Source organism: Leeuwenhoekiella sp. H156, from assembly GCF_052218455.1.
Classification (GTDB): Bacteria; Bacteroidota; Bacteroidia; order Flavobacteriales; family Flavobacteriaceae; genus Leeuwenhoekiella; species Leeuwenhoekiella parthenopeia.
In genome coordinates this window covers 992,659-1,017,500 of the sequence record NZ_CP197499.1, presented here as the reverse complement: position 1 = coordinate 1,017,500, position 24,842 = coordinate 992,659, and the positions used below count along the sequence as shown (strand labels likewise).

The window sequence follows — 24,842 nt, the reverse complement described above, 5'->3', positions numbered from 1 at the left end:
GGGCAAGATATAATCGTTCATAGATTCCCTGAAGAAGCTTTGCTGCAGTTCGTTTTTAGGTATGGTGTTTTCTTTATAGTAGGCTTCCCAGAGTAAGCTGCGTTTGTCTTTACCTAAAGAACGTAATGCGTCTATACGTATTAGTAAATCGAGCTGCTCAATGCTTAATGGCACACGTTCTATAAAATCATCATAGGATTTAAATAGTCCTTGAACCCGGGCATTTATAATTTTCAGCATGGTTTTTTGCTCCAGACTGTCAATATGCTTAAAGCCCAGGTAGATCGTTTTGCCTTTGATAGAAGTTTCAATTAAACCGAAGTTTATGCAGGGTGCTTCAATTTGCGCTCCGTTGAGCCGTGCTTCGTGAACGTAGGTTTCAGCTCTGTAAAAACCACCGCCATTATTTAAGGTTGCAACCATATATTCAAGCGGGAAATAGCATTTGAGGTAAAGACTTTGGTAGCTCTCTACAGCATAGGAGGCTGAATGGCCTTTAGCAAAGGCATAACCTGCAAAGCTTTCTATTTGTCGCCATACTTCATCTACGATCGCTTCGGGTTCACCAGCACTAATACAATTGTCTCTAAACTTTTTCTTTACCGCTTTAAACTCTTTTCGCGAGCGGTATTTACCACTCATTCCCCTGCGCAAAACATCGGCCTCTCCCAGGTTGAGTTTGGCATAGTGATGCGCTACTTTAATCACATCTTCCTGATAAACCATAATCCCGTAGGTATCTGGCATTATTTTTTGCAATACAGGATGGCCTTCGTTGCGCCTTTTGGGATTGCGATGCCTTAAAATGTACTCACGCATCATGCCACTTTTAGCAACACCCGGCCTTATAATAGAACTTGCTGCAACCAATAAGAGATAATTGTCAACCTCCAGTTTTTTTAACAGCATACGCATCGCCGGTGATTCTACATAAAAGCAACCTATGCATTCTGCCCGAGCAATCATTGCATTGATGTTGGCATCTTTAAAAAGTGGTTTTGGATTGTGGATGTCGAGCAACTTTGCTTCGGGCTGATTGGTTTTTACGATTTCAATCGCATCTTTAATCTTTCCCAGGCCGCGTTGTCCTAAAATGTCAAACTTAAACAAGCCTACGTCTTCTGCTATATGCATATCAAATTGAACAGTAGGAAAATCTTTTGGAGGTAAATGAGTTGCGCTAAAATAGTGAATAGGCCTGTCTGATATTAAGATTCCACCGGCGTGAATACTCAGGTAATTGGGGCGCTCGTGCAAAATAGCGGCATATTTCAATGTAAGCCTGCTTAAATTATCGAGGTTTTGCAAGGAGTAGTTGCCTGCACTGAGTTTGTCGATCTCGTGTTTGGGAATTCCAAAAACCTTTCCCAGTTCACGTACTGCACCACTGTGCTGAAATGTGACATACGAACCCAACAATGCTGCCTGACCGTTTTGGCCAAATTCCTCAAAAATAAAACGGGTAACATCTTCGCGATCCCAGGTAGAAAAATCTATATCAAAATCAGGCGGATTAAGACGGTATTCGTTCATAAACCGCTCAAAATACAGGTCCAGTTCTATAGGATCAACATCTGTGATGCGTAGTAAATAGGCAACAATACTGTTTGCACCGCTCCCGCGGCCTACATAGAAATAATTTTTGCTTCGGGCATATTCAATGATTTTCCAGTTGATGAGAAAGAAGGCCACAAAATCCTGTTTTTTAATGAGGCTAAGCTCCTTCTCGAGGCGTTCCACTATTGTTGGGGTTACTTTTTCATAGCGTTCACTCAGGCCCTTGTCACAGAGTTCTTTTAGCTTTTTAAAATCGGAATCACTGCTCCCCAGAACTGTTTTTAAGTTTTGAGAGGGCCTTTTGGGCGAAAAGTCAAAATCAATACTGCAGGCTTGTAATAAATCTTCTGTGTTTTTAAGGATGTATGGGTATTCTGCGAAAACTGCCTTTACTTTTTCCGTCGGAAGCATATACTCATCGGGAGAGCCTTGTTCTTCTAACGGGAGCTTACTTAAAAGCGTATTGGTGTCTACAGCTCTCAACAGCCGGTGTACATTAAAATCTCTTTTAGAATTAAAACTTACTGGAAGTAATAAAACCAATTTGTCTTTATAGGCGCTGTATTTAGAAAACCGAAGCCGGTTAAGATCTTTTGGTCCTATACCGATAAATTCATGTTCAGAAAAAGTAGTTTTATCGAGTTCCATCGCCCGTTCAAAAGCGTAAATGGTATACACATTTTTAAAATGTGGCGCCTTGTCAGCAATCGGGGTCTTGTCGTGTAGATGCTTTGATAAAAAATTATTCAGTTCCAAATACCCTTCATTATTCCGCGCCAGCGAAACATAGCATTGCTGATTTCCATTTCTAAAATCAATTCCCAGAATGGGTTTGACGTTTTTTTCTTTCGCTCTGCGAACAAAATTTAAGCCTGCAGATGTATTGTTGATGTCAGTCAATGCAATACAATCTTGCTTATGCTCAATCGCAAGGTTGAGTAATTCTACCTCTGAAAGTGTGCCGTAGCGCAGGCTGTAATAGGAATGACAATTTAAATACATGTTGCAATCGGTTTATTGATGACGGTGTGCCAAAACGATAGGTGGCTGACCGTTAAAAGGATTACCCTGCCCGCCAATGGTTCTGGAGCCTTCTCCCATCGTAGCTGCACGCATAACACTACGGTCGCCGTAGCGTTTGCGTATGGCATCCATAGCTTTGTACAGGTTAACGGTACGATTGGTGTTTTCAAAAAGGTCTATCTGGTAATGTCCTTCGGTAAGCCCACTGAAGCGCACGCCAACCAGCCGAATGAGCAATCGGCGGTTATAGAGTTTTTCAAAAAGTTCAAGCACTGTGGGGATCAGATTGTGGTCTGCTGCGGTATAGGGGATTTTGAGTTGTTTGGAATAGGTCTGAAAATCGGAATACCGAACCTTAACCGCAATGCACGAAGTGAGTTTGTTGCCCTGTCTAAGCTGAAATGCGAGGTTCTCTGCCATCGCGTGGATGGTTGTTCTCAGTTTAACCACATCGGTCGTGTCCTGCCCGTAGGTGCGCTCGCTGGAGATTGATTTGCGCTCGTGATACTCGATTATAGGGGAGCGGTCAATGCCGTTAGCGCGCTCCCAGATCATTCGGCCATTTTTTCCAAAAACGGAAACCATCATCTCTACCGGCATTTGCTGCACCAGTCCTATATGTTTTACGCCCAAATTGCAGAAGGTTCGAAAAGTTTTTTCGCCAACCATCGGTATTTTTTTAATGTAAAGCGGTTCGAGAAAGATTTTTTCAAAACCGGCGTCAACTTTGAGCTGATTGTTAGGCTTGGCTTCATTTGTAGCCACTTTAGAAACGGTTTTATTGACCGAAAGGCCAAAGGAAATGGGTAAGCCGGTCTCTTTAATGACTTTAGACCGAAGCTCTTTAGCAAACTTGTAACAGCCAAAAAACCGGTCCATCCCTGTGAGATCTGCGTAAAACTCGTCAACACTGGCTTTTTCCAAAACGGGGACATGCTCCTGAAGGATTTCGGTAACGGTTTTAGAATATTTGGTGTAAATACCTGCATTTCCGCGAATGTAAGTCGCTTGTGGACAGAGTTGCCGGGCCATTTTCATCGGCATACCCGAGTGAACTCCAAACTTGCGGCTCTCGTAGCTGGCCGCACTTACCACGCCCCGATCGCCTGTGCCACCTACGATCACAGGTTTACCTACTAGCGAAGAATCTGCCAGGCGTTCGCAGGAAACAAAAAACGTATCGAGATCCAGATGTAGAATATTTCGGTTCATATAAATAGGAATTATTACAAAAATATGGAAATATTCCTATTTTAATCTCTGCTAAGACTAATCGAAACGTTAAATATCAAAATTTGACTCTGGTTATAGAATGATAATTTTAATGTTTTGCTTTCGTATTAGAAACGAATTATAAGTTCTATTGACTTAATTTTAAATTACGTACTTTAGAAATATGGTAAATTATAAAGAACATATTGTTATCGACCCTAATAAGAGGTTTGGTAAACCTATAATTTCAGGGACCAGAATTTCGGTTTATGATGTGCTGAATTGGCTTGCCAATGGTATGTCTAAGGAGGAGATTTTAGATGATTTTCCAGAGCTCAGCGAGGATAATATAACGGCTTGTTTGTTATTTGCTGCAAATAGAGAACGTAGAATTAGAGTAGCTTCGTGAAACTGTTGTTTGATCAAAATATATCATTTAGGATTATCAAACAATTGGAGCGTGTTTTTCCCGGATCTAAACAGGTAAAGGAGCTTGGTCTTGAAAACACTTCTGATATAGAAATTTGGGAGTATGCCAAAATAAACAATTTTGTTATTGTTACGTTTGATGCAGATTTCTAAAATATCGCACGTATTAGAGGTAATTACCCAAAAATAATTTGGTTAAGAACAGGTAATACTACAACCAGAAATATAGCATCATTATTAATTAGCAATCAATCCTCGTTAAAGGAGTTTGTTGAAAATGTAGAGTTTAATGAAGTCGCCTGTCTTCAAATTGAACAGGATTAATGAGTTGTTTAATTAGTCCGAAACAATTATACCTTCAATCTCAATCTCGTTGTATTTTTTCTGAATTAATTCTCTTGAATATTTGCGTTCCAGGCGCCTTAAGGTGAAATGCGCGGTGGCAATTTTCTGAAAGTGTTTGATGAAGAGTACATTAATCGAAGCACCGGCAGCAGCCCCAATAACCGGAATGGCCTGTGCGGCAAATTTTTCACTCACCTGAACACTGAAACGTGCTGCAACCTGAGTGATGAGTTTTGAAATAGGACCTGCTGTTTGTGAAGCCAGGGTTTCAATAATTTTTTTGGTTCCATTTTCGGCTACATAGGCGCTGGCCTGATTCATCGCGGTGTGCAGGGCGGTACGGGTGGCGTAATACGAAGTTTCGAGCGCATCATCTTCGGTAGAAGTTCCGCCTAAAGCGAAAACCTGCAGACAAGCCAGCTGGGTTTCAATATCGTGCACGTCTTCCCCCTGGCTTCGGGCGATATCCATAATAGAGCGCATCATAAATTTGGTCGAAATCAGCAAATCTGTTGTAAAACCGGCAACTCCAAAAAATCCGCCGGTTGCCCCTGAAAATCCGGTTACCAGTTGATAGGTGAGATTGGAAGAAGGCAAACTTTTTTTATCGGTTTTTAAGGTTTTCAGGTTTGCCTTGACCGCAAGCTGTAACGCCTTTTGAATCGTGGTGCTTACTTTGCTCTGGTATTTTTGAGGTAAAAGCTCTAAGCCCTGATCGATAGGTGTACCTATGGTATTAAGCACTCGCATTAAAAACGGAGTTTCATCAAGATCTGCCTGACATTTTTTGATAAGTATCAGATCCTGGGGACTTATAGATTCGGTAAGTTTAGGATTTTCCATAGCTGTCAAATATGATTAAAAGTATAAAACAGCCATTTGTAAATAGGGTAAGACTTTGTTAATAGTTTGAAATCGTAATTATTCGTCCCCTAATTCGCATCCTGTAAAAACAAAAACCCCGAAACGTAAGTTTCAGGGTTTTTTTGTGGTACCTCCAGCCCCGATGCCTCGGGGGAACCAGGTTCTATCTTTTACTTAAAATTTCACTTAGTAGTTGAGGATCGTTAACTAGTTTCTCAATGAACTTTTTGCTTTTCATTCTCTTAATAAAGCGTTCCAGATACAAAGCTTCATTTCGATTTGCGCAACTAAAAGATAGCTTCAATACCCAGTCACTCGCAGCTTTTGTGTAGGCACTTTTAATTTTATGGGAATTGTGAATACTAATGCGTTGCTCCACGTCTGAGGTTTCACCGACATAGAATTTGTCCAGTTTTTCAGAATGAATTATGTACAGATAGTGATTCATTGATTTCTAAAAACAAAAAACCCCGAAACGTGAGTTTCAGGGTTTTTTTGTGGTACCTCCAGGAATCGAACCAGGGACACACGGATTTTCAGTCCGTTGCTCTACCAACTGAGCTAAGGTACCTCGCCAAAGCGGCTGCAAATATAAAATCATATTTTAAACTGCACAACACTTCTGGAGAAAAATACTGATTTATTTTTTTGAGCTTTTTGTAATTCGGTGAGTCTGAGGGGTAGAGTATTTGTATTTTTGCAAAAAATTTTCAGCGCATGACAACCTTAGCCATAGATTTTGGAAATACCCGGGTGAAATTTGGACTTTTCAAGGATGGAGAGCTTGAGGATTCTTATTCGGTACTTGCTGCTGAAGCTCAAAATCAATTTATAAATCTTCACGAAACCTCTAATCCTGATGCAATTGTGTTCTGTGCTACAGGTAATTCAAAAGATTTTGTCACGTTCCTAAAAAAAAGAGGTCTTTCGTATGAAGTTATTGAAGCCGGTACGCCGGTGCCTTATAGTAATTTATATAAAACCCCGGAAACGCTGGGCCTGGACCGAAAAGTGCTTATGCTGGCTGCTTATAAAGAATATTCGGCCTATAACACCCTGGTAATCGATGCGGGCACTTGTGTAACTTATGATTTTAAAAACAAGGAAAATGCTTATCTGGGGGGTGCGATATCGCCGGGTTTGCAAATGCGTTTTAAGGCCATGCATCAGTTTACGGCAAAACTTCCTGATTTGGATGTTTCAAAAGATGCCGTTGATTTAATAGGGACAGATACGTATAGCGCCATGCAATCGGGAGCTATTAATGGTTTGGTTGCTGAAATTGACGGGTTAATCGACCGATATAAACTCGAATACGACGAGTTAAAGATTATTTTAACAGGAGGGGACGGGCTATTTTTGTCTGATAGATTAAAAAATGGCATATTTGCGGACTCAAATTTTCTCCTGAAAGGACTCAATTACATAGTAGAATTTAAAAGGACTTAATGATCAAAAGAATTTTAGTTGTTGTTTTAATAGGCTTTACAGTTTCAGGCTGGGCTCAGGAAGGAAATACATCACCGTATTCATTTTATGGTTTAGGCCTTTCTAATTTTAAAGGTTCTGTTGAGAACCAGGCGATGGGAGGCATAAGTATTTTGGGAGATAGTATTCATACCAATTTCAGAAATCCTGCCGGTTACGCTGCTTTAAAGCTTACCAATTTCACCCTTGCAGGAAGTCATACAGAAACCAGTCTGACCTCAGATGAGGGAAGCGGTAGCGTAAATTCTACAACGATCGATTATTTATCGCTTTCATTTCCCGTTTCGAGGAAGTTGGGCGTTGGTTTTGGTCTTATACCTCAAACCTCAGTAGATTATGCAAATATCGAAATATCTGAAGACCAAATAAGTCAATACAGCGGTAGAGGCGGTGTAAATCGCGCTTATTTAGCTGCGGGACTTGAACCCTTTAAAGGTTTTAGGATAGGAGCGGAAGCCAGCTATAATTTTGGAAGCATACGCAACGAGATTATACAGGCCGATTCAGATCAGCAATATGCAATTCGTGAGATAGATCGTTCAGATGTGAGCGGGTTTACTTATAATTTGGGACTTCAGTACGAGCAAAATCTGGGTAAAGGTTATCTGCTTTACACATCGGCAACGTTTCAGCCGGAGACGGCATTAACTCTAGAGAATGACCGCTCGCTTCAGTCTGTATTGTACTCTGCAGCTGATAGGGCAGTAGCTGGGGTTGTTGAATCTCAGGATTTTCGTTTAGCAGATTCTGAAATGATTATGCCAAATGAATATTCTTTAGGTCTGGGTACCGGAAAACGCAACGTATGGTTTGCCGGGGGACAGGTGGAGTTTGCAGAAACCAGTAAGAATACTAACCGTTCCTTCAGTTTGAATAATGTTACCTATCAGGATTCTTATAAATATCGTCTAGGCGGGTATTTTATTCCGGATTACAATTCAATCACAAGTTATTTTAGCAGAGTCACTTACAGGTTAGGTGCGCGCTATGAAGAAAGTGGTTTATACATACAAAATGAGTCGATTGACGAGTTTGGCATATCTTTTGGACTTGGGTTACCGTTAGGCCGCGGATTCAGCAATGCCAACTTGACATTTGAATACGGCCAGCGTGGTACAAATAACGCAGGCTTAGTAAAAGAAGATTTTTTCAAAGTTGGTCTTAGTTTATCTCTCAACCCACTTAGACCGTGGTTTGTGCCTAACAAATACAACTAAAATTCTTATTATTGCTATTAAAACCTTTCAAACGATGAAAACTAAATTTAAATTACTTTTTGTAGCTCTTATTGGAGCGGTAAGCTTTGCCAGCGCGCAGGCTACAGAAGAGTGTGTGACAACGATGTCTATATTTTCAGAGCACGCTAAAGTGAAAAATTACGATGCAGCTTACGAGCCTTTTATGAAGCTTCGTAAAGATTGTCCTACTACTTCATTTGCGTTGTACCAATATGGAGAGCGTATTCTTAAAGACAAGATCGAAAAATCTTCAGGGGCCGAGCAAAAAGCATTTCTTACTGATCTGCAAAAGATGTATCAGGAAAAGAAAACACATTTTGCCAGTAAAACCAATGAAGGTGAGGATATCTCAGAACTTGCTTTGGTAATGTACGAAAACAAAATAGGTACTACCGAAGAGCAGTATGAAATGTTCAAAAAAGCATGGGAAACTGATAAAGCCAGCTTTAGAAATGCAAAAGGTCTTTACGTATTCTTCAACCACGCAGTAAGTCTGCAGGAAGCAGGTAAGATTGAGTTGCAGGAGGTTTTTGATCTTTATGATGGTGTTCAGGGACACATTACCGAAATCCAAAACAACTATGCGACCGATATGGAAAAAATTCTTGAGAAGAATGAAGCAGGTACTGCTTTAACCCCTCAGGAAAAACAACTTGAGAAAGCTGCAGAGGTAAACCTTTCTAACTATTCTAAAGTTTCCGCAGGTGTAAATGGTATGTTAGGTAAACTGGCGGATTGCGATCGTCTGATTCCATTTTATCAGGCTGATTTTGAGGCTAAGAAAAATGATGTGGCATGGGTTAGAGGTGCCGCAGGACGTTTGGTTTCTAAAGAATGTACAGATAGTGAGTTATTTGTTTCTCTGGTAGAGCAATTAAATACACTTGAGCCATCAGCTCAAACTTCATATTACTTAGGTCGTCTTGCTGAACAGCGCGGTGAAAATGCTAAAGCATTAGAATACTATGAAGAGTCTGCAGAGCGTCAAACGGACCCTGCTGAAAAAGCTAAAGTATACTACCGTTTAGGTGAAAACTTTAGAGACAAGGGTAATTACCCAAGAGCGCGTACCTATTATCAAAAGGCTGTTGCATCTCAACCGTCTATGGGTATTGTTTACTTGAGAATAGCTTCAATGTATGTATCTAGTGCCAATAACTGTGGTAACACCCGTTTTGAGAAACTTGCAGTGTATTGGTTAGCCGCAGAGACTGCTGCAAAAGCCGGTCGTATAGATCCTTCGCTTGCTGATACAGCAAATAAAACTGCTGCTTCATACAGAGCGAGTGCTCCTACAAGAGAGATGATCTTTAGTGAAGGTAATGCCGGTCAGCGTATTAACTTTACCTGTTGGATTGGCGGTGGTGTAACCGTACCCAGTCTATAAGTGAAACGATATTCACAACATATAATTCTAAACTTAGTCACAGCATTTGCTGTGACTTTGTTTTTTAGCTGCGGAAACAATGCTGAAGACATTCAGAAGTTTAACCAGCGTTCCGAAGGGCCTTCTGCCGAAGGGGAAGGGGTCTTGCTTAAATATACAGACTCCGGTAAAGTAGTGGCAACCTTAAAGACCCCGTTAATTATAGAATATGGTCTGGCTGATTTCCCTTACGAAGAATTTCCTAAAGGGGTAGAAGTTACTTTTATAGACGATAATAAAAAAGAAAACTACATCACTGCAGACTATGCGATTCGGTATAAGCGATCAGGGCTTATAGATTTGCGAAAAAACGTCGTGCTGATCACCAGCGATTCCACGCGGTTAGATGCTTCGCAGTTGTTTTGGAGTCAAAAGGATGAATGGGTGTTTACCGATAAACCTTATACCATAGACTTTCCCGACGATTCTTATAATAAAGGAGATCTTTTCGATAGCAGTCAGGACTTCAAAAATTTTATATCTTTAGAAAATCAAAGCCGTCTGTATGTTGAAGATAACGCTACAGAAGCTCCCAAAGACAGCATAAACTAATGTCTAAATACTTTAAATACTTCGAGTACGCGTATCTGTTTTTTGCAGCATTGTTTTTATATGAAGCAGCGCGAACGTGGACTGAAGAACCCTCAAAAGCCTATTTTTTTCTATTTTTTGTAGTGGTCGCTGTAGGCATGTATTTTTTTAAACGCAGGTTTAGGAAGAAATACGAGCAACGCAATCAAAATTAATTATGGAAACAGAGATTCTTATCATCATTGTTTCTTTAATACTTTCCGCCTTTTTTTCGGGGATGGAAATAGCTTATGTATCGTCTAATAAGATACATATTGAGATTGAAAAAAAGCAAAATGACCTTATTGCCAAAGTGCTTACCCGGTTAACGCAGAAACCTTCCAAGTTTATAGCTACCATGTTAGTGGGTAATAACCTGGCGTTGGTGGTCTACGCTTATTATATGGGAGGGATTTTACAAAACTGGCTCGAACTGGCAGATTTTGGGTATCCCTGGCTTACTGCATTTTTTGTAGAATTCAGCCTGCTTACCCAAACCATCATCTCAACATTGCTTGTGCTTATCACAGCGGAGTTTTTACCCAAGGTTTTTTTTCAGATTTATGCCAATACCCTGCTTAAATTTTTTGCCATACCGGCCTATCTCTTTTACGTTGCTTTCAGCTTTCTGTCTTCCTTTATAATTTGGGTTTCAGACAAATTGCTTAAAAAGTTTTTTAAGACCGAAGGAGACGAGGTGCAACTGGCATTTACCAAAGTCGAACTGGGCAATTACATCACAGAGCAAATCGAGTCTGTTGAAACTAATGAAGAGCTGGATTCTGAAATTCAGATTTTTCAGAACGCACTTGAGTTTTCGGAAGTGAAATCCCGGGAGGTGATGATTCCGCGTACCGAAATTGTGGCGGTAGACCGGGAAGATAGCCTGGCAGAATTGCGAAGCCTTTTTACCGAAACCGGACTCTCAAAAATTTTGGTTTACCAAAACTCTATAGATGATATTGTAGGCTATGTGCATTCGTTTGAGCTTTTTAAAAAGCCGAAAAGTCTGGAGGAGGTGCTTATGCCGGTCATTTTTGTACCCGAAACTATGCTGGTTAAGGATGTTTTGAGCATTCTTATTAAGAAGCGTAAAAGTATCGCAGTAGTAATTGATGAATATGGTGGTACAAGTGGAATGATGACCGTTGAAGACATTGTGGAGGAACTTTTTGGTGAGATTGAAGACGAGCACGATAGTGTATTGTTAATCGAAGAGGAGCTAGGGGAAGACGTTTATAAATTTTCGGCCCGTCTTGAAGTTGATTACATTAACGAAACCTATAAATTAGAACTTCCCGAAGATGAAAACTATGAGACTCTAGGAGGTCTTATTGTAAATCACACAGAAGGAATCCCTGCGGAAAACGAAATTGTAGACATCGAAGGGTATCAATTTCTCATTCTTGAAACCACAAATACCAAGATAGAATTGGTTCAGGTTAAAGTTCTTGATAAGGACTAAAAGGCATTCTGCTTCAGCATATTTACATTAATAAACCGGGTTTTATTATCAAAAAGGCTAATCTGCCCTATCGCAGATTTTTATAGCTGTATTTTGACTCGATTACATTTTATTTTTTCATTTAAAATGGTATTTTCGCCCACTATTTTACAAACACATAAAAAATGGCAGTTTTAAACAAAATTAGACAGCGGTCTGTATTTCTTATTGCGATTATAGCATTGGCTTTATTTGCATTTGTACTGGCTGATGTATTTCAAAACGGTGGATTTTCTACCCAGAAGTCACAGCGTATAATTGGTTCGGTGAATGGAGAGGATATAGATCAGCAGGAATTTGCAAGCCGGGTTGAAGCTCAGACTGCACGTTACGGTGGTAACATAACAAACACTCAGGCGGTTAATGCAGCCTGGGAAGAAGAATTGCGTCGCATCCTACTGGACGAGCAATTTGAAGAACTGGGCATCAGCATCGAGCAGGATCGCATCAATGACCTTCTTAAAGAAGCACTTGAAAACGATCCCAGCTTTCAGACTGATGGTGTTTTTAGTGAGCAAAAATTAAAAGAGTATATCGCTACATTGAAGTCTACAAACCCTACTATGTACGATCAGTGGGTGGCTTATGAAAAGCAGTTGGCTAAAAATGAGCAGCAGCAAATTTACTTTGACCTTGTAAAAGCCGGTATCAACACCAATTTTAAAGAAGGTAAGATGGCTTATGAGATGGAAAATAACCTGCGTAACATCGAGTTTGTTCAGGTTCCTTATACCTCAATTGAAGACGATAAAGTAAATGTGTCTAAAGATGACATCGAGGCTTATATCAAAGAGCATAAAGATGCATATCAGGCCGAAGCTTCACGCAATCTGCGTTATGTACTCTTTTCGGAAGATGCTACACTAACCGATGAGGACACCATTAAATCTTCTGTTGCAAAATTGCTTAATGATCGTTTGGCTTATACTGCAGCAACCAAAACCAACGACACCGTGCGTGGTCTTACCAGAACTGCAAACGTAGAGGATTTTGTAAACGAAAACTCAGACCTTCGTTACAATGACAATTTCCTGTTTAAAAATGAATTACCTGTTGAAGTTTCTGACGCACTTTGGGCTTTGAATGAAGGTGATGTATACGGGCCTTATAAAGACAACGGTTTCTACAAAATATCTAAAGTAGTAGCGGTAACCCAGATTCCAGATTCTGTACAATCATCACACATTTTATTAACCTATCAGGGGCTTCAGAATGCAGCAGCTCAAACCCGAACAAAAGCCGAAGCTAAAGAATTAGCAGACAGTCTTGCAGGAGTAATCAGAGCCACGCCTTCAAAAATGGCAGAGCTTGCACCTGAGTATTCAGCAGATGGAAGCAAAGAAAAAGGAGGAGACCTGGGTTATGTGACCAAAGGTCGTTTCGTTAAGCCTTTTAATGATTTTGTATTTAATGGTTCTACCGGTGATGTAGGTGTTGTGGAGTCTCAATTTGGTTATCACGTAATTAAAATTGACGATCAGAAAAACAGACAACGCGCTATTAAATTAGCTACCGTTGCTAAAGAGATCACCCCTTCTCAGCAAACCATTAATGACGTTTTCAATAAGACGACCAAATTCCAAATGGCAGTTAGTGAAAACAAAAATGGTTTTGAAGATATCGCAAAAGAGAATAACTATACCGTACGTCCTGTAAACAACGTAAAAGCTCTTGATGAGACTATTCCGGGTCAGGGCAGTCAGCGTGAAATTATTCGTTGGGCATTTGATGAAGATCGTAAAACCGGAGATGTAAACCGCTTTAATGTAGACGGTGGTTATTTGGTTGTTCAGGTTACTAAAAAGACTGAAAAAGGCCTGATGTCTGTTGACGAGGCTTCACCACGTGTAACTCCAATTCTTAGAAATGAGAAAAAGGCTGCAATGATCAGAGAAAAAATCTCAGGAAACGATCTTAATGCAATCGCCAGCGCTAATGGCGTGAGTGTACAAACTTCAACCGGAGTTAACCTTAAAAACCCAACTCTTGCCGGAGCAGGTACCGAGCCTAAAGTAGTGGGTGTAGCTTTTGGCCTTGAAAAAGGTGAGGTTTCAAAACCTATAGATGGTGATAAAGGAGTTTATGTGGTTAAAGTAACCGAAATCACACCCGCTCGTGAGCTGGATAACTACGCAAGTTTTGCAATTCAAAAGCAAAATGCCGATCGTGCTACTGCAAATGGTCGTGTGTATCAGGCACTAAAAGATGCTGCTGAGATTGAAGATAAACGCGCAAGCATTTACTAATAAACCATAAGTAGAAATCAGATATAAAAAGAGCCGCTTCAAAGCGGCTCTTTTTTTAGTTTATTACCATTTCATCAAATGGGATCAGCGTTGTATAGCCTTTTTTCCTAAAGTATTCCTGTTCATCTACGCCACCTGTCGCGAGAATAAAGTCGCCGCCCCAGCCGCCCAGGCTTTTGATACTGCCGCTGTAGTCTTTAAAAAGCGTCTGCTTGATGGGTGCGGTATTTAAAGCTTTAGCGATTAATTGCTCGTGAGCCTCAATGAGCATATAGAAACTGGTAAGATCTTCACAATTGAGTAAGGTTTCGCTTATGCCCGAAATTTTGGTCTTGAGAAGTTCCTGTCCCGCTTTAGGTTGATTGCGGTAATTAGTTATGGCTTCCCGGCTGTTTTGCTTTTTATTGAGATAGACAAAGAAAAGCTGTTTGCTGAAAGGAGGCTTAAAAGTGGTTTGATAAACAGTAGGATCTCCCAGGTTTTTTTGGTATAAAATAGCAGTCTCAGCGCCCGCGCAGGCCAGATCGTAACCACTACCCCCGAAGGTGGTTTCCAGTAGGCTGTACGGATTAATTTGCGCCCATTTTGCCAACATATAAACCAGCGTAGAAGACGATCCTAAACCCCAGTTGCGGTCAAATTCAAGTTTTGTGGTGATCTTCAGGCCGCTTTGTTCTGCCAGAAATTGCGGATTCAGCTTTTGAGCAGCTCTAAGTAATTGAAGCAGGCGTTGTTTGGGGTCTTCGGGCTTTGCGATTTTCGCTTCGCTGATTTCAGTGTAGGTTAATGTGGTTTTAAACCAAATGGTACCGTTTGCATCCTGACTTTCCCAGTAAATACCATTCTGGTCACTTGCTTTTATATACAAATGCTGCCCCATTTTTGTAGGTAAAGCTAAGGCTAAAGCCCCATCAAGCACGGCGTATTCACCGGTTATTAAGAGTTTTCCGTGTGCGTAAAAATGCAACATGCTTAAGGTTTTTTAGATTCTTGTGGGTGGTTTAATATCCATTTGCGCAGGTTGTAGATGGCCTTTACCGCTTCTGGGGTTGCTGTATTTGCAACAATAATAACGGCCAGACCTTCATCTGCATTAATAAATGTATGGCAATAATAGGTGCCGGCACTTCCGTCGTGAAAGGATATCCGATCTCCTTCACTAGTAGAATTCCCCCAGCCGTAGGCATACGAACTTTGCCCAAAATGAAGCCGCTTGTAATTTTCAGCCTTTAGGTAATTTGATTTACCGGCAAGTCCGTTTAGATTCAACTGTATAAACTTGCTGTAGTCTGCAAGATTCATTGCCACATCACCGGCGCTTGACATGAAATTGGGCAGTCTGTAATCGTGTGTAGGTGCAAGTGCTGTAAGACTTCCGCCTTCAAACCAGTGTCCCCAGGGATTTTCTGATGTTTCTTTATTTGGGAAGCCTACAAACCAGTCGAGGTTTAGGTCATCCATCGTTTCTTCAAGAAGCTGGCGGTAGGTTTTGCTGCTTGCTTTTTCGAGCATCAGTGCTGCTAAAACATACCCGGCGTTAGAATACGCTCCTTTTTTTACCGGTTTATCCTTCAGGATGCTTTGGGCGAAAGCATACCGGTTTTCGGAAGCGCTTCCTTTTAAATTGCGAAATTTTGCCAGTTCAATTCCTTTGGTATAGGGCGGAATAAAAGCCTGATGACTGAGTAAATCTCCTAAGGTTATTTGATGATATTCTGGTTGTGCATCAGTTTGAAATTCCGGGAAAAGCTGAAAGAAGGGGGTTTCGAGCTTTAGTTTTCCTTCTTCAATAAGATGCATTGCCATAAAAGCGGTAATCGCTTTGGTGTTTGAGCCTAAATGAAATTTGGCATCGGGACTTATTTTTGCTTTTTTTCCAAGTTTTGCTTTTCCGTTTACATAACTAAAAACGGAGTCTGTGGTAATAAGACTAACCCCAATAGCCGGAATCTGAAATTCCTTTTGAGCCTGCTTTATTTGTTCCTGCAAATCTGTAGAAAGCTCTTGAGAGAAGCTGAAAACCGGAGCTAAAACTAAAAAGAAAAGGAGTAGTTTTTTCATTTTTCTACCGTGTTTCGCAAACCTTCCATGAATTGCTGCACCGCATTGTGACTTACTTTATGGGTTTTAAAATGACTGATGGCCTGTTCCTTTTCGGTCTTTGTGGCTTCAAGCAGGTTGAGCATGTTCATCAGGTGCATTTTCATATGTCCTTTTTGAATGCCTGTAGTGGTGAGTGATTTTACGGCTCCGAAATTCTGAGCCAGACCTGCCACGGCAATAATTTCCATAAGTTGGGGCGCACTGGGATTACCCAGCATTTCCAAATTGAGTTTTACAAGCGGATGTAGCTTTGTAAGGCCACCCACCGTACCCAAAGCCAGCGGTATTTCAATCCAAAACCGGAATTGATCGTTTCTTATTTCGGCGTGGGTAAGACTGCTGTAGCGGCCGTCTTTTGCGGCATAAGCGTGTGCCCCCGCTTCAATGGCTCTAAAATCATTGCCGGTGGCGAGTACCACTGCATCAATACCATTCATAATGCCTTTGTTGTGCGTAACCGCGCGGTAGGGTTCAACTTCTGCTATGCGTACCGCCTGCACAAACTTTTCGGCAAACTCCTGTGGGTCTATCCCGTCAGCTTCTGAGAGTTCACCCACCGCACAGTTTACTTCGGCCCGAACCACACAACCGGGAACGTAGTTTGATAGGATGCTCATCACGACCTGTAACGTTGTGTTTTCGGGTTTTGAAGACCAGGACGCAAAAATGCGCTGCCAGGATTCGCTCAGTTGTTCTAAACAGGTGTTTATAAAATTAGCACCCATGGCATCAAGCGTTTCAAAAGTCACGTGAAGCTGGTAATAGTGTTCTAAAGCTTCGGTTTTACTGATGAGTTGAAGCCCGGTGATCCCGCCACCACGCTTTTCCATAGATTGAGTAAGCGGTTTCAAATCGGCTAAAAGTTCCGCTTTGCTGGCTTCAAAAAGTATTCTAAGTTCAGATTCCCCGCCTTTATACATAAAATGAACCTGTCCTATTTTTTCGGTTCCGAGAATTTCAGCCTTAAAACCCCCGCGGGACATCCAGAATTTTGCGGCTTTGCTGGCAGCCGCTACCACCGAACTTTCTTCAATAGCCATAGGGATGGCAAAAGTCTTGTTGTTGATGACAAAATTAGGAGCGATTCCCAACGGTAAATAATAATTGGTGACGGTGTTTTCGATAAACTCATCGTGCAGTTGCTGCAGGTTGCTATCGGTATTCCAGTATTGTTTAAGTATACTTTCGGCCTGAGGATTTTGGGATAAAAAGTTCTGGGTAAGCCAGTTGATTTTTTCTTCTTTACTCAGCTTTGAAAAACCTTGAATGGTATGCGACATAATTTGGACTGATATTTTGACCGGTAAAACTCGTTTTGTGCTACAAGTTTTATAGGGGTAGCAATTTAATTTAAAATACGCTTTTATAGCCTAATTAAGTCTATTCCATTCTGAAAAATGCACTGTAGTATGTGACTTTAAAAGTGGCGCGATTTTAGGATAAAGTTTTCCCAATGCTGAAATAACCGCAATAAAAACTCTGTTTACCTCATTTTGAATAGGTATTTAACAAGGGAATTGCGCGTTCTTTAGTTAATTTTTAGTAAAATTGGCGGACTATTTTTAAGCCTGACCGGGTTTAAAACCACGCACCCCGGTGCGATCACACTCTTAATTTTTTTATATGTCTATACGAAAAGCAAGCGCCCTGATTTTATTCCTCTTAGTGGGAGCCGTTTATGCTCAGCAAAAACAAATCACTTTAGAAGAAATTTATGACGGTACATTCAGGATGCAATACCTGGATCGTTTGCACTCGATGAATAACGGGAAGGAATATGCCGTTCTCAACACAGACCGCAATACCGGCACTAAAACTCTGGATGTTTACAGTTATAAAACCGGAGATAAGGTTTCTACCCTTATTAATTCAAAGCAGATTGAAGGACTTGATTATTTTATAGGCTATACGCTGAGTGCTGACGAAAGTAAAGCACTCTTAAGTACCAATCTGCGCTCTATTTACCGTCGTTCAAGTCTTGGGGTGTATTATGTGTATGATCTAAAAACCAAAAAACTCATCAAGGTTGCAGATGATGCCATTCAGGAGCCTACTTTTTCTCCGGATGCTTCAAAAGTGGCGTACGGATTAAATAATAACCTGTATGTAAAAGATTTAGAGACCGGTACAACCACTCAGGTTACGACAGACGGGGCTAAAAATAAAATCATCAACGGTATCACAGACTGGGTTTATGAAGAAGAATTTGCCTTTGTGCGTGCTTTTGATTGGAATGCAGATGGGACCAAATTGGCCTACATCCGTTTTGATGAGACCGAAGTGCCCGAATTTTCCATGGATGTTTTTGGCAAGGAATTGTATCCTTCTCAGGATGTATTTAAATATCCAAAAGCAGGCGAAACTAACGCTACGGTGAGTTTGCATATCTATGATTTGGAAGATCAAAATACTAAAGCAGTTGACCTTTCCGGATTTCAGAATTATTACATCCCACGGCTGGAGTGGACTCCCGATGCTGATGTACTGGCAGTGCAAACCACAAACCGAAAGCAAAACGACGTCAACCTGCTTTTTGTAGATGGCGCTTCCGCGAAAGCGAAACTCATTCTGTCTGATACAGACGATGCTTATGTAGATATTACCGATAATCTAACGTTTTTGGATGAAAACCAGTTTCTTTGGACCAGCGAAAAAGACGGTTGGAATCATATTTACCATTATAGCGCAGACGGAAAGCTGATCAATCAGGTGACTAAAGGCCTCTGGGAAGTAACAAGCTATTACGGTTATGATCCCAAAACTAAAAGGGTGTTTTACCAAAGTTCAGAAAACGGTTCAATCAACCGCGGAGTGTATTCGGTAAAGCTAAATGGTTCCGATAAAAAAGCACTAAGTGCAGATGCGGGTACCAATTCGGCTAACTTCAGTACTGACTTCACCTATTACATCAACAGTTTTTCGGATGCTTCAACCCCTTATGTGTTTACGCTGCATAGTGCCAAAGATGGAAAACTCATTCGTAAGATTAAAGACAATCAGGCCTTAAAAGATCAATTTTCAGAATACGTGATTTCCGAAAAGGAATTTTTCACGCTGCCCATTAATGGTGAAGAGCTCAACGCCTATATGATTAAGCCAAAAGATTTTGATGCTTCTAAAAAGTATCCGGTTTTTATGACCCAGTATAGCGGTCCCGGTTCTCAAAGCGTAGCAAACAGCTGGGGTGGTGGTAATGATTACTGGTTTCAGATGCTGGCACAGGACGGCTATATCATTGTGTGTGTTGACCCACGCGGGACGGGTTTAAAAGGCCGCGATTTCAAAAAAATGACTCAAAACGAATTGGGTAAATATGAAGTTGAAGATCAGATCGCAGCAGCTCAGAAATTAGGGGAGCGCCCTTATATTGATGCAGATCGTATCGGAATCTGGGGATGGAGTTACGGCGGTTTTATGGCTTCAAACTGTATTTTTCAGGGAGCCGATACCTTTAAAATGGCCATCGCAGTTGCGCCGGTTACCAGCTGGAGGTTTTACGATTCTATTTATACCGAGCGTTATATGACCACGCCGCAGGAAAACGCGGGCGGTTATGACGAAAACTCACCTATTTCGCACGTAGATAAACTGAAAGGAAAGTATTTATTGGTTCACGGTAGTGCAGATGATAATGTACACGTACAAAACACCATGCGCCTAATTGAAGCTTTAGTACAGGCTAATAAACAGTTTGACTGGGCAATTTACCCAGATAAAAATCACGGTATTTATGGCGGAAACACCCGTTTACACCTCTATACCAAAATGACCAATTTTATTAAAGAAAATTTGTAAACTATTATTAAACTCAAACAGAGAAGAATGGAATTTAAATACGGCGGTTCAGCAATTAATCAGAAAACGGTTTTAGGTCATCCTGCGGGTCTATTTGTGCTATTTTTTACCGAAATGTGGGAGCGATTTTCCTATTATGGAATGCGTGCAATTTTAGTTCTGTTTCTTATTACTTCTTTAGATGAAGGGGGTTGGGCCTGGACAAACGCGAGCGCACTAGAACTATACGCTACCTATACGTTTGCAGTTTATATAACACCTATTTTTGGTGGGATACTTGCAGATAAATTCTTAGGTTATAGAAAAGCCGTTTTACTTGGAGCGTTGATTATGACGTTGGGTCATGCGTCGATGGCTTTAGAAACCGTAAGTACCTTCTATGCTGGTCTTTGTCTTTTGGCGGTTGGTAATGGTTTGTTTAAGCCGAATATTTCATCAATGGTTGGGCAATTGTATAAGACGGAAGGTAAAGAGAAAGACTCTGGATACACTATTTTTTATATGGGTATCAACGCCGGTGCCTTTCTTGGAATTGTACTTTGTGGATATATTGGAGAACAGGTAAGCTGGAGTTTAGGGTTCGGACTAGCCGGAATCTTTATGTTTTTAGGATTGCTTCAATTTTATTTTTCTCAAAAGATTTTCGGTAAAATCGGATTGAGCTTTAAGGAGGCGGAGCAGTATCTCAAAGAAAATAAGGAATCTCAATCTGAAGAAAAGGAGGAGGAGGTCTCATCAAAAGTCAAATGGGATCGCATATTTGTGATTTTTATCTTTTCAATTTCTACTATTTTCTTCTGGTGGGCATTTGAACAGCAAGGTGGTTCTATGACCATTTTTGCAGAGAAATACACAGATAGAACACTTGCAGGGTCTGGAGTTACAATTTTTAATATTGTTAATACGCTTTTGGTTATTGTTCCTCTTGCCGTTGTGACTTACGTACTATCGTTGTTATTTAGGCAGATATTTAAAAATTATCCTATAGCAAATACGCTTTTAGGTAGCAGTTTCGTGATAATTTGGGGGATCGTAATCTGGATGGTATTTACCGAATTAAGCAAAACGGAATCAGAAATTACAGCCTCTTGGTTCACCAGTCTTAACTCGCTATTTATCATTTTACTTGCACCATTATTTTCAAAAGTTTGGGAGAGTAAATTCAATCCTTCGGGGCCTGTTAAGTTTGGAGTAGGTTTAATTTTAGTTGGTATCGGCTTTGGCGCCATTGCTTATGGAGCTTCATCAATACCTATGGGGGCTACAACAGCATCTGTAAGTATAATCTGGTTGATCCTTGCTTATTTGCTTCATACTTCTGGGGAACTTTGTATATCTCCGGTAGGTCTTTCTTACATTAGTAAATTATCTCCTAAGAAACTGGTTGGTTTTATGTTTGGGATTTGGTTTACCTGTACTGCTATTGCAAATGGTCTTGCAGGCTTAACCGGAAGCTATATAGATAAGATTAATGAAGAATATGGTATGTCTCGTTTCTTTTTAATTTTTGCAGGAATAACTGCCTTTGTGGGGCTTGTTATGATCTTAATGAATAAGTTTTTAGTTAAGAAAATGCACGGTATCAAATAATGACTTTTAGGGTCCGGGAGGAGCTGGGGTACTAATCATCCTCTTGCACCCGTTACTTAAAAAATTGATGCACGGCATTCACTAATGTGGTCTGCTTTTTGAAATGTGTTGGAAAAACAGAAATATGAAAAAAATAATTATACTTCTTCTTTTAACCGTAGTAGGCACTGCTGCCGTATTTTCCCAAAAGCAGGGCGAGATCAAATGGATGAGTTTTAACGAGGCTCTGGAAGCTCAAAAGAAAGAACCCCGAAAGATTTTTATGGATGTCTATACAGACTGGTGTGGTCCCTGTAAATTGCTGGATCAAAATACTTTTCACAACAAAGACGTGGCAGACTACATCAACAAAAACTATTACGCGGTAAAGTTTAATGCGGAAGGCACCGAGAAAATTGACTATCAGGATTTTGTGTATACCAATCCCAACTACGATCCCAACCGTAAAGGCCGCAACAGTCAGCATCTGTTTGCACACGCGATGAAAATAAATGCCTATCCCAGTGTTGTGTTTTTTGACGAAACCGGAAAGCTCATTCAGCCCGTACCGGGTTATAAAACGCCGCAACAACTGGAGATTTTCTTGAAAATGGTGCATTCTGACGCGTATAAGAAAATTACTTCCGCAGAAGCCTGGCAAAATTATCAGGAAAATTTTGTGAGTACTTTCAAAGGATAAGGTATTCAGTCTAAGCTATAAAATCCCTTTTCATACGTGCTGTGAAAAGGGATTTTTCGGTTTTCACAGGTGGCTTCCCAGCGTTTTACATAGCTTCTGTAGTTGCTGGCGTCTGCTATTAGAATAGCCTTCGGAAAGTACGCGATTAGGCGATCAAGATTGACCTTTGGCGATTGGGTTAGCAAAATGTATTTGGGCTGTAATTCTTCAAGCTGGTAGATTGCGAGACTGTCAATAATGAGCAGGGGTCCTTCAGGGGTGTTGTAAATGGACTTCAGCGGTTGGATAGAGATATTTTTAATTTGAAGATTTTCTTTAAAGCCTTTTATGATTCGGGAGGTGTCAATGGTTTTAGAATTGAGATACAGAGACAGGTCGTTCGCCTCATCCACGTTTGCAAGACTTGTTGAGCGGTAGGAGTTGAGAATATAAAATTCGTTTTGTTGCTTCAGTTTTAAGGCCAAAAGTACAAGCGGAAAGATCGCACCCGCAATTAGAAATCGGCTTACATTTTTAAAATTGAATTTTTCCGTGAGCTTACCTAAACCAAACACGAGTAAATAGGTGATGGGAATCAATGCCAAAGGGAAATAAATACTTTTAAAAATGAAATAATCTGCCTGCGAAATCAAACCTATGCTGTTGTTGAGCAGCCGTAGTATAAAGTCATAGGCGTCAACCATTAGTTTTGGTAACCACTCCGGAAGAGCTAAGATTAGAATCAAAATTCCATAAATCAAAATAAAACCTAAAACCGGAAGGACAACCACATTGGCTATTAGAAACAATCCCGGAAATTGGTGGAAATAATACAGGCTTAAAGGCAATACACCCACTTGTGCGGCCAGACTCACGCAAATTAGTTGCCAGTAATAGCCCAGAATTTTGTTTTTAGGTTTCCATAACATTTCCAGTTTGGGATAAAGCCACATGATAAAGAATACAGCGGTATAACTGAGTTGAAAACCTACATCAAGAAGGAGGTTTGGGTTTATGAGCAGCAAGATTAAAGCAGATGCGATCAACGCGTTATAGCCTGCCCGCCGCTGGCCGTAAACCAGACCAATTTGTAAAAAGCTAAACATGGTTGCGGCTCTTAAAACTGAAGGAGATAGCCCCGTTAGGATCGCAAACAGCCAGATTACAGCAAGCACGATTAGCATACGCAGCAGTCTGGTTTTTTTCTGATTGCCTAAGGGTTTAAGTAAAAACTGTACAATGAGCATGAGAATTCCCACGTGAAGCCCAGACACCGCCAGAATGTGAATAACACCGGCATCAACATAGCTTTGCCTGAGTTGAGGTGACAGATCCTGACGTTCTCCTAACAACAGGGCATAGGTTATGGCTTTGCTATCAGGGCTGAGTTCGTAGCGGTTTAGTTTAGATTTGAGATACGAGCGAAAACGGTGTGCACTAAATTTGGAGGAATTTGCATCTGAAGAAATCTTTATGAAAGAGTCTTTTGTCAATCTGATTTGGCCAAAAATCCCCTTGCTTTTCAGATACGCGCCATAATCAAATTGATAGGGCGCATTAACCGGAAACCGGGTCTGAAGCAGGCCGTCTACGTATAGCAGATTGCCTACATCCAGATCTAACGCACGGTTTATAGAATCTTTAGGTATGGTTACCAATATTTTGCCTGTTGCGGCAGCGGTATTGTGTTGAAGCACCTGAGCTGTAAAACGAGCCTGAGAAATGCCCGGCGCAAGCCGTTCTTCTAATTCAATTACAAAATTGCTATCTGCGTTTAAATCTGTTTGATTGATATAATGATTTGGTAAACGGAGTGGATTGCTCAACGTTTGTGCCAGTAGGCCTAATGAAAAAAACACCAGAACAGCAGCCGCGCCGGTAAAGACCGAAGTAGACTGTTTGCGCGAATGCAACACATGCAGCAAGCCGAAAATAAACAGGCTTACCGGCAGCAGGACTAAGGCTGATTTTAGCGAAGGCTGAAAAGTACTGGCGTAGACAATCCCGGCCAAAAGTCCTGTAAGAAGCAGCAGTAAAGTGGTATTTAAGCCTTTCACAAGTAATTTTTAAAATACAAAATCACCTGTTGCTTAAACGGTAGGGCGTTCTAAGAACAGTAGCCTTAAAGTACTACTTAAATCGAAAATTACATAATGCGGCGCGCTTCAACAAAGGCATTGTTCCAGTAGCCTTCATTCAGAGATGAGACGATAACTCCCTGTGAAGTAGATGAGTGAATAAACAGAATTTGCCCGGGTAAGACGTCTACCACAAGGCCCACGTGATTGATGTTTTTACTGCGCCTACCGGTAATAAAGAATAGCAAATCTCCCGGAATCACTTCATCGGTTTTAATGCGTTTACCTTCCTCGGCGATAGCGCGGCTTACTCTGGGGATGCTTATGTTTTCCTCTAAAAAAACCGTGTAGATCAGGCCGCTGCAGTCCATTCCCTTTGAGGTGGTACCGCCATATTTGTAAGGTGTGCCTTCAAAGCGGCGTGCGTTGCTGATGATGTTATAGCGCAGTTGATTTTCGTCTTCGTCTTTGATTTCAGAAAGGTAGATGAGTTCGTCTCCGGCGTCTTCAGCAGCTTTGATTTCTCTGCGTTTCGGTTCTTCATAAGCTGCCGATCCTATCACGGCAGGGGTTTGTATGCTTCTTTTGCTTCCGCCGCAACTGGCTAATGCCAGGCTTAAGGCAAGTATGCCGCTCTGCTTTAGTATTCTGTTTCTCTTCATATATAGAAGCAAATCTTCCTTAATTGGCGCCGCCAAAGGGAGAAAATATTCCCG

20 protein-coding genes, 1 tRNA gene and 1 pseudogene (1 of these 22 running past the window's edge) are annotated in these 24,842 nt (G+C 41.0%); 12 read left to right on the top strand and 10 right to left on the bottom strand.

The window, feature by feature from the left end; genetic code table 11:
* A protein-coding gene (locus ACSSS3_RS04300) for a DNA polymerase III subunit alpha (protein ID WP_442846556.1) crosses the window boundary here: on the bottom strand, positions 1-2,559 show its 5' portion. The gene continues 468 nt to the left of window position 1, outside the view; only the first 2,559 of its 3,027 coding nucleotides appear in the window; it begins with the start codon at positions 2,557-2,559; the stop codon falls past the left edge of the window.
* 12 nt (positions 2,560-2,571) lie between these two features.
* A complete protein-coding gene (gene dinB, locus ACSSS3_RS04295; RefSeq protein ID WP_442846555.1) occupies positions 2,572-3,792 on the bottom strand; it encodes a DNA polymerase IV in 1,221 nt (406 codons plus the stop codon).
* Positions 3,793-3,976: 184 nt separating this feature from the next.
* Between dinB and ACSSS3_RS04290 the strand changes: the two genes are divergently transcribed.
* Entirely contained in the window at positions 3,977-4,201 is a 225-nt protein-coding gene (locus tag ACSSS3_RS04290) for a DUF433 domain-containing protein (RefSeq protein ID WP_442846554.1), read from the top strand.
* Positions 4,198-4,545, top strand: a pseudogene (locus ACSSS3_RS04285) (DUF5615 family PIN-like protein). The gene ACSSS3_RS04290 and the pseudogene ACSSS3_RS04285 overlap by 4 nt, the downstream one beginning before the upstream one ends.
* Before the next feature lie 12 nt (positions 4,546-4,557).
* Here ACSSS3_RS04285 and ACSSS3_RS04280 read toward each other — a convergent pair.
* The 3 genes from ACSSS3_RS04280 to ACSSS3_RS04270 all read right to left on the bottom strand — a co-directional run bounded on the left by ACSSS3_RS04280 (position 4,558) and on the right by ACSSS3_RS04270 (position 6,001).
* The gene (locus ACSSS3_RS04280; protein WP_442846553.1) at positions 4,558-5,409 is read right to left on the bottom strand and encodes an EcsC family protein; all 852 of its coding nucleotides are present in this window, start codon (positions 5,407-5,409) and stop codon (positions 4,558-4,560) included.
* A gap of 184 nt (positions 5,410-5,593) precedes the next feature.
* Complete coding sequence (locus ACSSS3_RS04275; RefSeq protein ID WP_442846552.1) at positions 5,594-5,878, bottom strand: GIY-YIG nuclease family protein; 285 nt, start codon at positions 5,876-5,878, stop codon at positions 5,594-5,596.
* A 50-nt stretch (positions 5,879-5,928) separates the two neighbouring features.
* A tRNA-Phe gene (locus ACSSS3_RS04270) sits at positions 5,929-6,001 on the bottom strand.
* Between the two features lie 146 nt (positions 6,002-6,147).
* Between ACSSS3_RS04270 and ACSSS3_RS04265 the strand changes: the two genes are divergently transcribed.
* The 7 genes from ACSSS3_RS04265 to ACSSS3_RS04235 all read left to right on the top strand — a co-directional run bounded on the left by ACSSS3_RS04265 (position 6,148) and on the right by ACSSS3_RS04235 (position 13,902).
* Positions 6,148-6,879, top strand: a complete 732-nt coding sequence (locus ACSSS3_RS04265) for a type III pantothenate kinase (protein ID WP_442846551.1) — start codon at positions 6,148-6,150, stop codon at positions 6,877-6,879.
* On the top strand, positions 6,879-8,135 hold the full coding sequence (locus ACSSS3_RS04260) for a hypothetical protein (RefSeq protein ID WP_442846550.1): 1,257 nt from the start codon (positions 6,879-6,881) through the stop codon (positions 8,133-8,135). Before ACSSS3_RS04265 ends, ACSSS3_RS04260 begins: the two co-directional genes overlap by 1 nt.
* A gap of 34 nt (positions 8,136-8,169) precedes the next feature.
* Entirely contained in the window at positions 8,170-9,543 is a 1,374-nt protein-coding gene (locus tag ACSSS3_RS04255; protein ID WP_228230592.1) for a tetratricopeptide repeat protein, read from the top strand.
* The gene (gene lptC, locus ACSSS3_RS04250; RefSeq protein WP_228230593.1) at positions 9,544-10,134 is read left to right on the top strand and encodes an LPS export ABC transporter periplasmic protein LptC; all 591 of its coding nucleotides are present in this window, start codon (positions 9,544-9,546) and stop codon (positions 10,132-10,134) included.
* Entirely contained in the window at positions 10,134-10,328 is a 195-nt protein-coding gene (locus ACSSS3_RS04245; RefSeq protein ID WP_228230594.1) for a hypothetical protein, read from the top strand. The genes lptC and ACSSS3_RS04245 overlap by 1 nt, the downstream gene beginning before the upstream one ends.
* Positions 10,329-10,330: 2 nt before the next feature.
* A complete protein-coding gene (locus ACSSS3_RS04240) occupies positions 10,331-11,617 on the top strand; it encodes a hemolysin family protein (RefSeq protein ID WP_442846549.1) in 1,287 nt (428 codons plus the stop codon).
* Positions 11,618-11,781: 164 nt separating this feature from the next.
* Positions 11,782-13,902 (top strand): peptidylprolyl isomerase, encoded by a 2,121-nt coding sequence (locus tag ACSSS3_RS04235; RefSeq protein ID WP_442846548.1) that lies wholly within the window; start codon positions 11,782-11,784, stop codon positions 13,900-13,902.
* Positions 13,903-13,957: 55 nt separating this feature from the next.
* Here ACSSS3_RS04235 and ACSSS3_RS04230 read toward each other — a convergent pair whose 3' ends face one another.
* The 3 genes from ACSSS3_RS04230 to ACSSS3_RS04220 are packed head-to-tail and all read right to left on the bottom strand — an operon-like array spanning position 13,958 to position 17,285.
* Positions 13,958-14,872: a GYDIA family GHMP kinase gene (locus tag ACSSS3_RS04230; protein ID WP_442846547.1), complete on the bottom strand. Its 915-nt coding sequence runs from the start codon at positions 14,870-14,872 to the stop codon at positions 13,958-13,960.
* Positions 14,873-14,874: 2 nt separating this feature from the next.
* Positions 14,875-15,963, bottom strand: coding sequence for a serine hydrolase domain-containing protein (locus ACSSS3_RS04225; protein ID WP_442846546.1), 1,089 nt, complete (start codon positions 15,961-15,963; stop codon positions 14,875-14,877).
* The gene (locus ACSSS3_RS04220; protein ID WP_442846545.1) at positions 15,960-17,285 is read right to left on the bottom strand and encodes a hydroxymethylglutaryl-CoA reductase, degradative; all 1,326 of its coding nucleotides are present in this window, start codon (positions 17,283-17,285) and stop codon (positions 15,960-15,962) included. The genes ACSSS3_RS04225 and ACSSS3_RS04220 overlap by 4 nt, the downstream gene beginning before the upstream one ends.
* A gap of 343 nt (positions 17,286-17,628) precedes the next feature.
* Here ACSSS3_RS04220 and ACSSS3_RS04215 point away from each other — a divergent pair, with 343 nt between their 5' ends.
* The 3 genes from ACSSS3_RS04215 (at position 17,629) to ACSSS3_RS04205 (ending at position 22,069) form a co-directional block, all read left to right on the top strand.
* The gene (locus ACSSS3_RS04215) at positions 17,629-19,800 is read left to right on the top strand and encodes a S9 family peptidase (protein WP_442846544.1); all 2,172 of its coding nucleotides are present in this window, start codon (positions 17,629-17,631) and stop codon (positions 19,798-19,800) included.
* A gap of 27 nt (positions 19,801-19,827) precedes the next feature.
* On the top strand, positions 19,828-21,390 hold the full coding sequence (locus tag ACSSS3_RS04210) for a peptide MFS transporter (RefSeq protein ID WP_442846543.1): 1,563 nt from the start codon (positions 19,828-19,830) through the stop codon (positions 21,388-21,390).
* A 124-nt stretch (positions 21,391-21,514) separates the two neighbouring features.
* Positions 21,515-22,069, top strand: coding sequence for a thioredoxin family protein (locus tag ACSSS3_RS04205; protein WP_442846542.1), 555 nt, complete (start codon positions 21,515-21,517; stop codon positions 22,067-22,069).
* Positions 22,070-22,074: 5 nt separating this feature from the next.
* Here ACSSS3_RS04205 and ACSSS3_RS04200 read toward each other — a convergent pair whose 3' ends face one another.
* Together ACSSS3_RS04200 and ACSSS3_RS04195 are read right to left on the bottom strand one after the other, a co-directional pair.
* Positions 22,075-24,105 carry a ComEC/Rec2 family competence protein gene (locus ACSSS3_RS04200; protein ID WP_442846541.1) on the bottom strand — a complete coding sequence of 677 codons (2,031 nt, stop codon included), beginning with the start codon at positions 24,103-24,105 and terminating at the stop codon, positions 22,075-22,077.
* An 89-nt stretch (positions 24,106-24,194) separates the two neighbouring features.
* Positions 24,195-24,788: a C40 family peptidase gene (locus ACSSS3_RS04195; protein WP_442846540.1), complete on the bottom strand. Its 594-nt coding sequence runs from the start codon at positions 24,786-24,788 to the stop codon at positions 24,195-24,197.
* Positions 24,789-24,842: the final 54 nt, after the last annotated feature.

What these genes read in the sequence shown, in the direction of transcription:
- dinB (WP_442846555.1), bottom strand. Translation starts at nt 3,792, where the DNA reads ATGAACCGAAATATTCTACATCTGGATCTCGATACGTTTTTTGTTTCC.
- ACSSS3_RS04290 (WP_442846554.1), top strand. Translation starts at nt 3,977, where the DNA reads ATGGTAAATTATAAAGAACATATTGTTATCGACCCTAATAAGAGGTTT.
- ACSSS3_RS04280 (WP_442846553.1), bottom strand. Translation starts at nt 5,409, where the DNA reads ATGGAAAATCCTAAACTTACCGAATCTATAAGTCCCCAGGATCTGATA.
- ACSSS3_RS04275 (WP_442846552.1), bottom strand. Translation starts at nt 5,878, where the DNA reads ATGAATCACTATCTGTACATAATTCATTCTGAAAAACTGGACAAATTC.
- ACSSS3_RS04265 (WP_442846551.1), top strand. Translation starts at nt 6,148, where the DNA reads ATGACAACCTTAGCCATAGATTTTGGAAATACCCGGGTGAAATTTGGA.
- ACSSS3_RS04260 (WP_442846550.1), top strand. Translation starts at nt 6,879, where the DNA reads ATGATCAAAAGAATTTTAGTTGTTGTTTTAATAGGCTTTACAGTTTCA.
- ACSSS3_RS04255 (WP_228230592.1), top strand. Translation starts at nt 8,170, where the DNA reads ATGAAAACTAAATTTAAATTACTTTTTGTAGCTCTTATTGGAGCGGTA.
- ACSSS3_RS04245 (WP_228230594.1), top strand. Translation starts at nt 10,134, where the DNA reads ATGTCTAAATACTTTAAATACTTCGAGTACGCGTATCTGTTTTTTGCA.
- ACSSS3_RS04240 (WP_442846549.1), top strand. Translation starts at nt 10,331, where the DNA reads ATGGAAACAGAGATTCTTATCATCATTGTTTCTTTAATACTTTCCGCC.
- ACSSS3_RS04235 (WP_442846548.1), top strand. Translation starts at nt 11,782, where the DNA reads ATGGCAGTTTTAAACAAAATTAGACAGCGGTCTGTATTTCTTATTGCG.
- ACSSS3_RS04230 (WP_442846547.1), bottom strand. Translation starts at nt 14,872, where the DNA reads ATGTTGCATTTTTACGCACACGGAAAACTCTTAATAACCGGTGAATAC.
- ACSSS3_RS04225 (WP_442846546.1), bottom strand. Translation starts at nt 15,963, where the DNA reads ATGAAAAAACTACTCCTTTTCTTTTTAGTTTTAGCTCCGGTTTTCAGC.
- ACSSS3_RS04220 (WP_442846545.1), bottom strand. Translation starts at nt 17,285, where the DNA reads ATGTCGCATACCATTCAAGGTTTTTCAAAGCTGAGTAAAGAAGAAAAA.
- ACSSS3_RS04215 (WP_442846544.1), top strand. Translation starts at nt 17,629, where the DNA reads ATGTCTATACGAAAAGCAAGCGCCCTGATTTTATTCCTCTTAGTGGGA.
- ACSSS3_RS04210 (WP_442846543.1), top strand. Translation starts at nt 19,828, where the DNA reads ATGGAATTTAAATACGGCGGTTCAGCAATTAATCAGAAAACGGTTTTA.
- ACSSS3_RS04205 (WP_442846542.1), top strand. Translation starts at nt 21,515, where the DNA reads ATGAAAAAAATAATTATACTTCTTCTTTTAACCGTAGTAGGCACTGCT.
- ACSSS3_RS04195 (WP_442846540.1), bottom strand. Translation starts at nt 24,788, where the DNA reads ATGAAGAGAAACAGAATACTAAAGCAGAGCGGCATACTTGCCTTAAGC.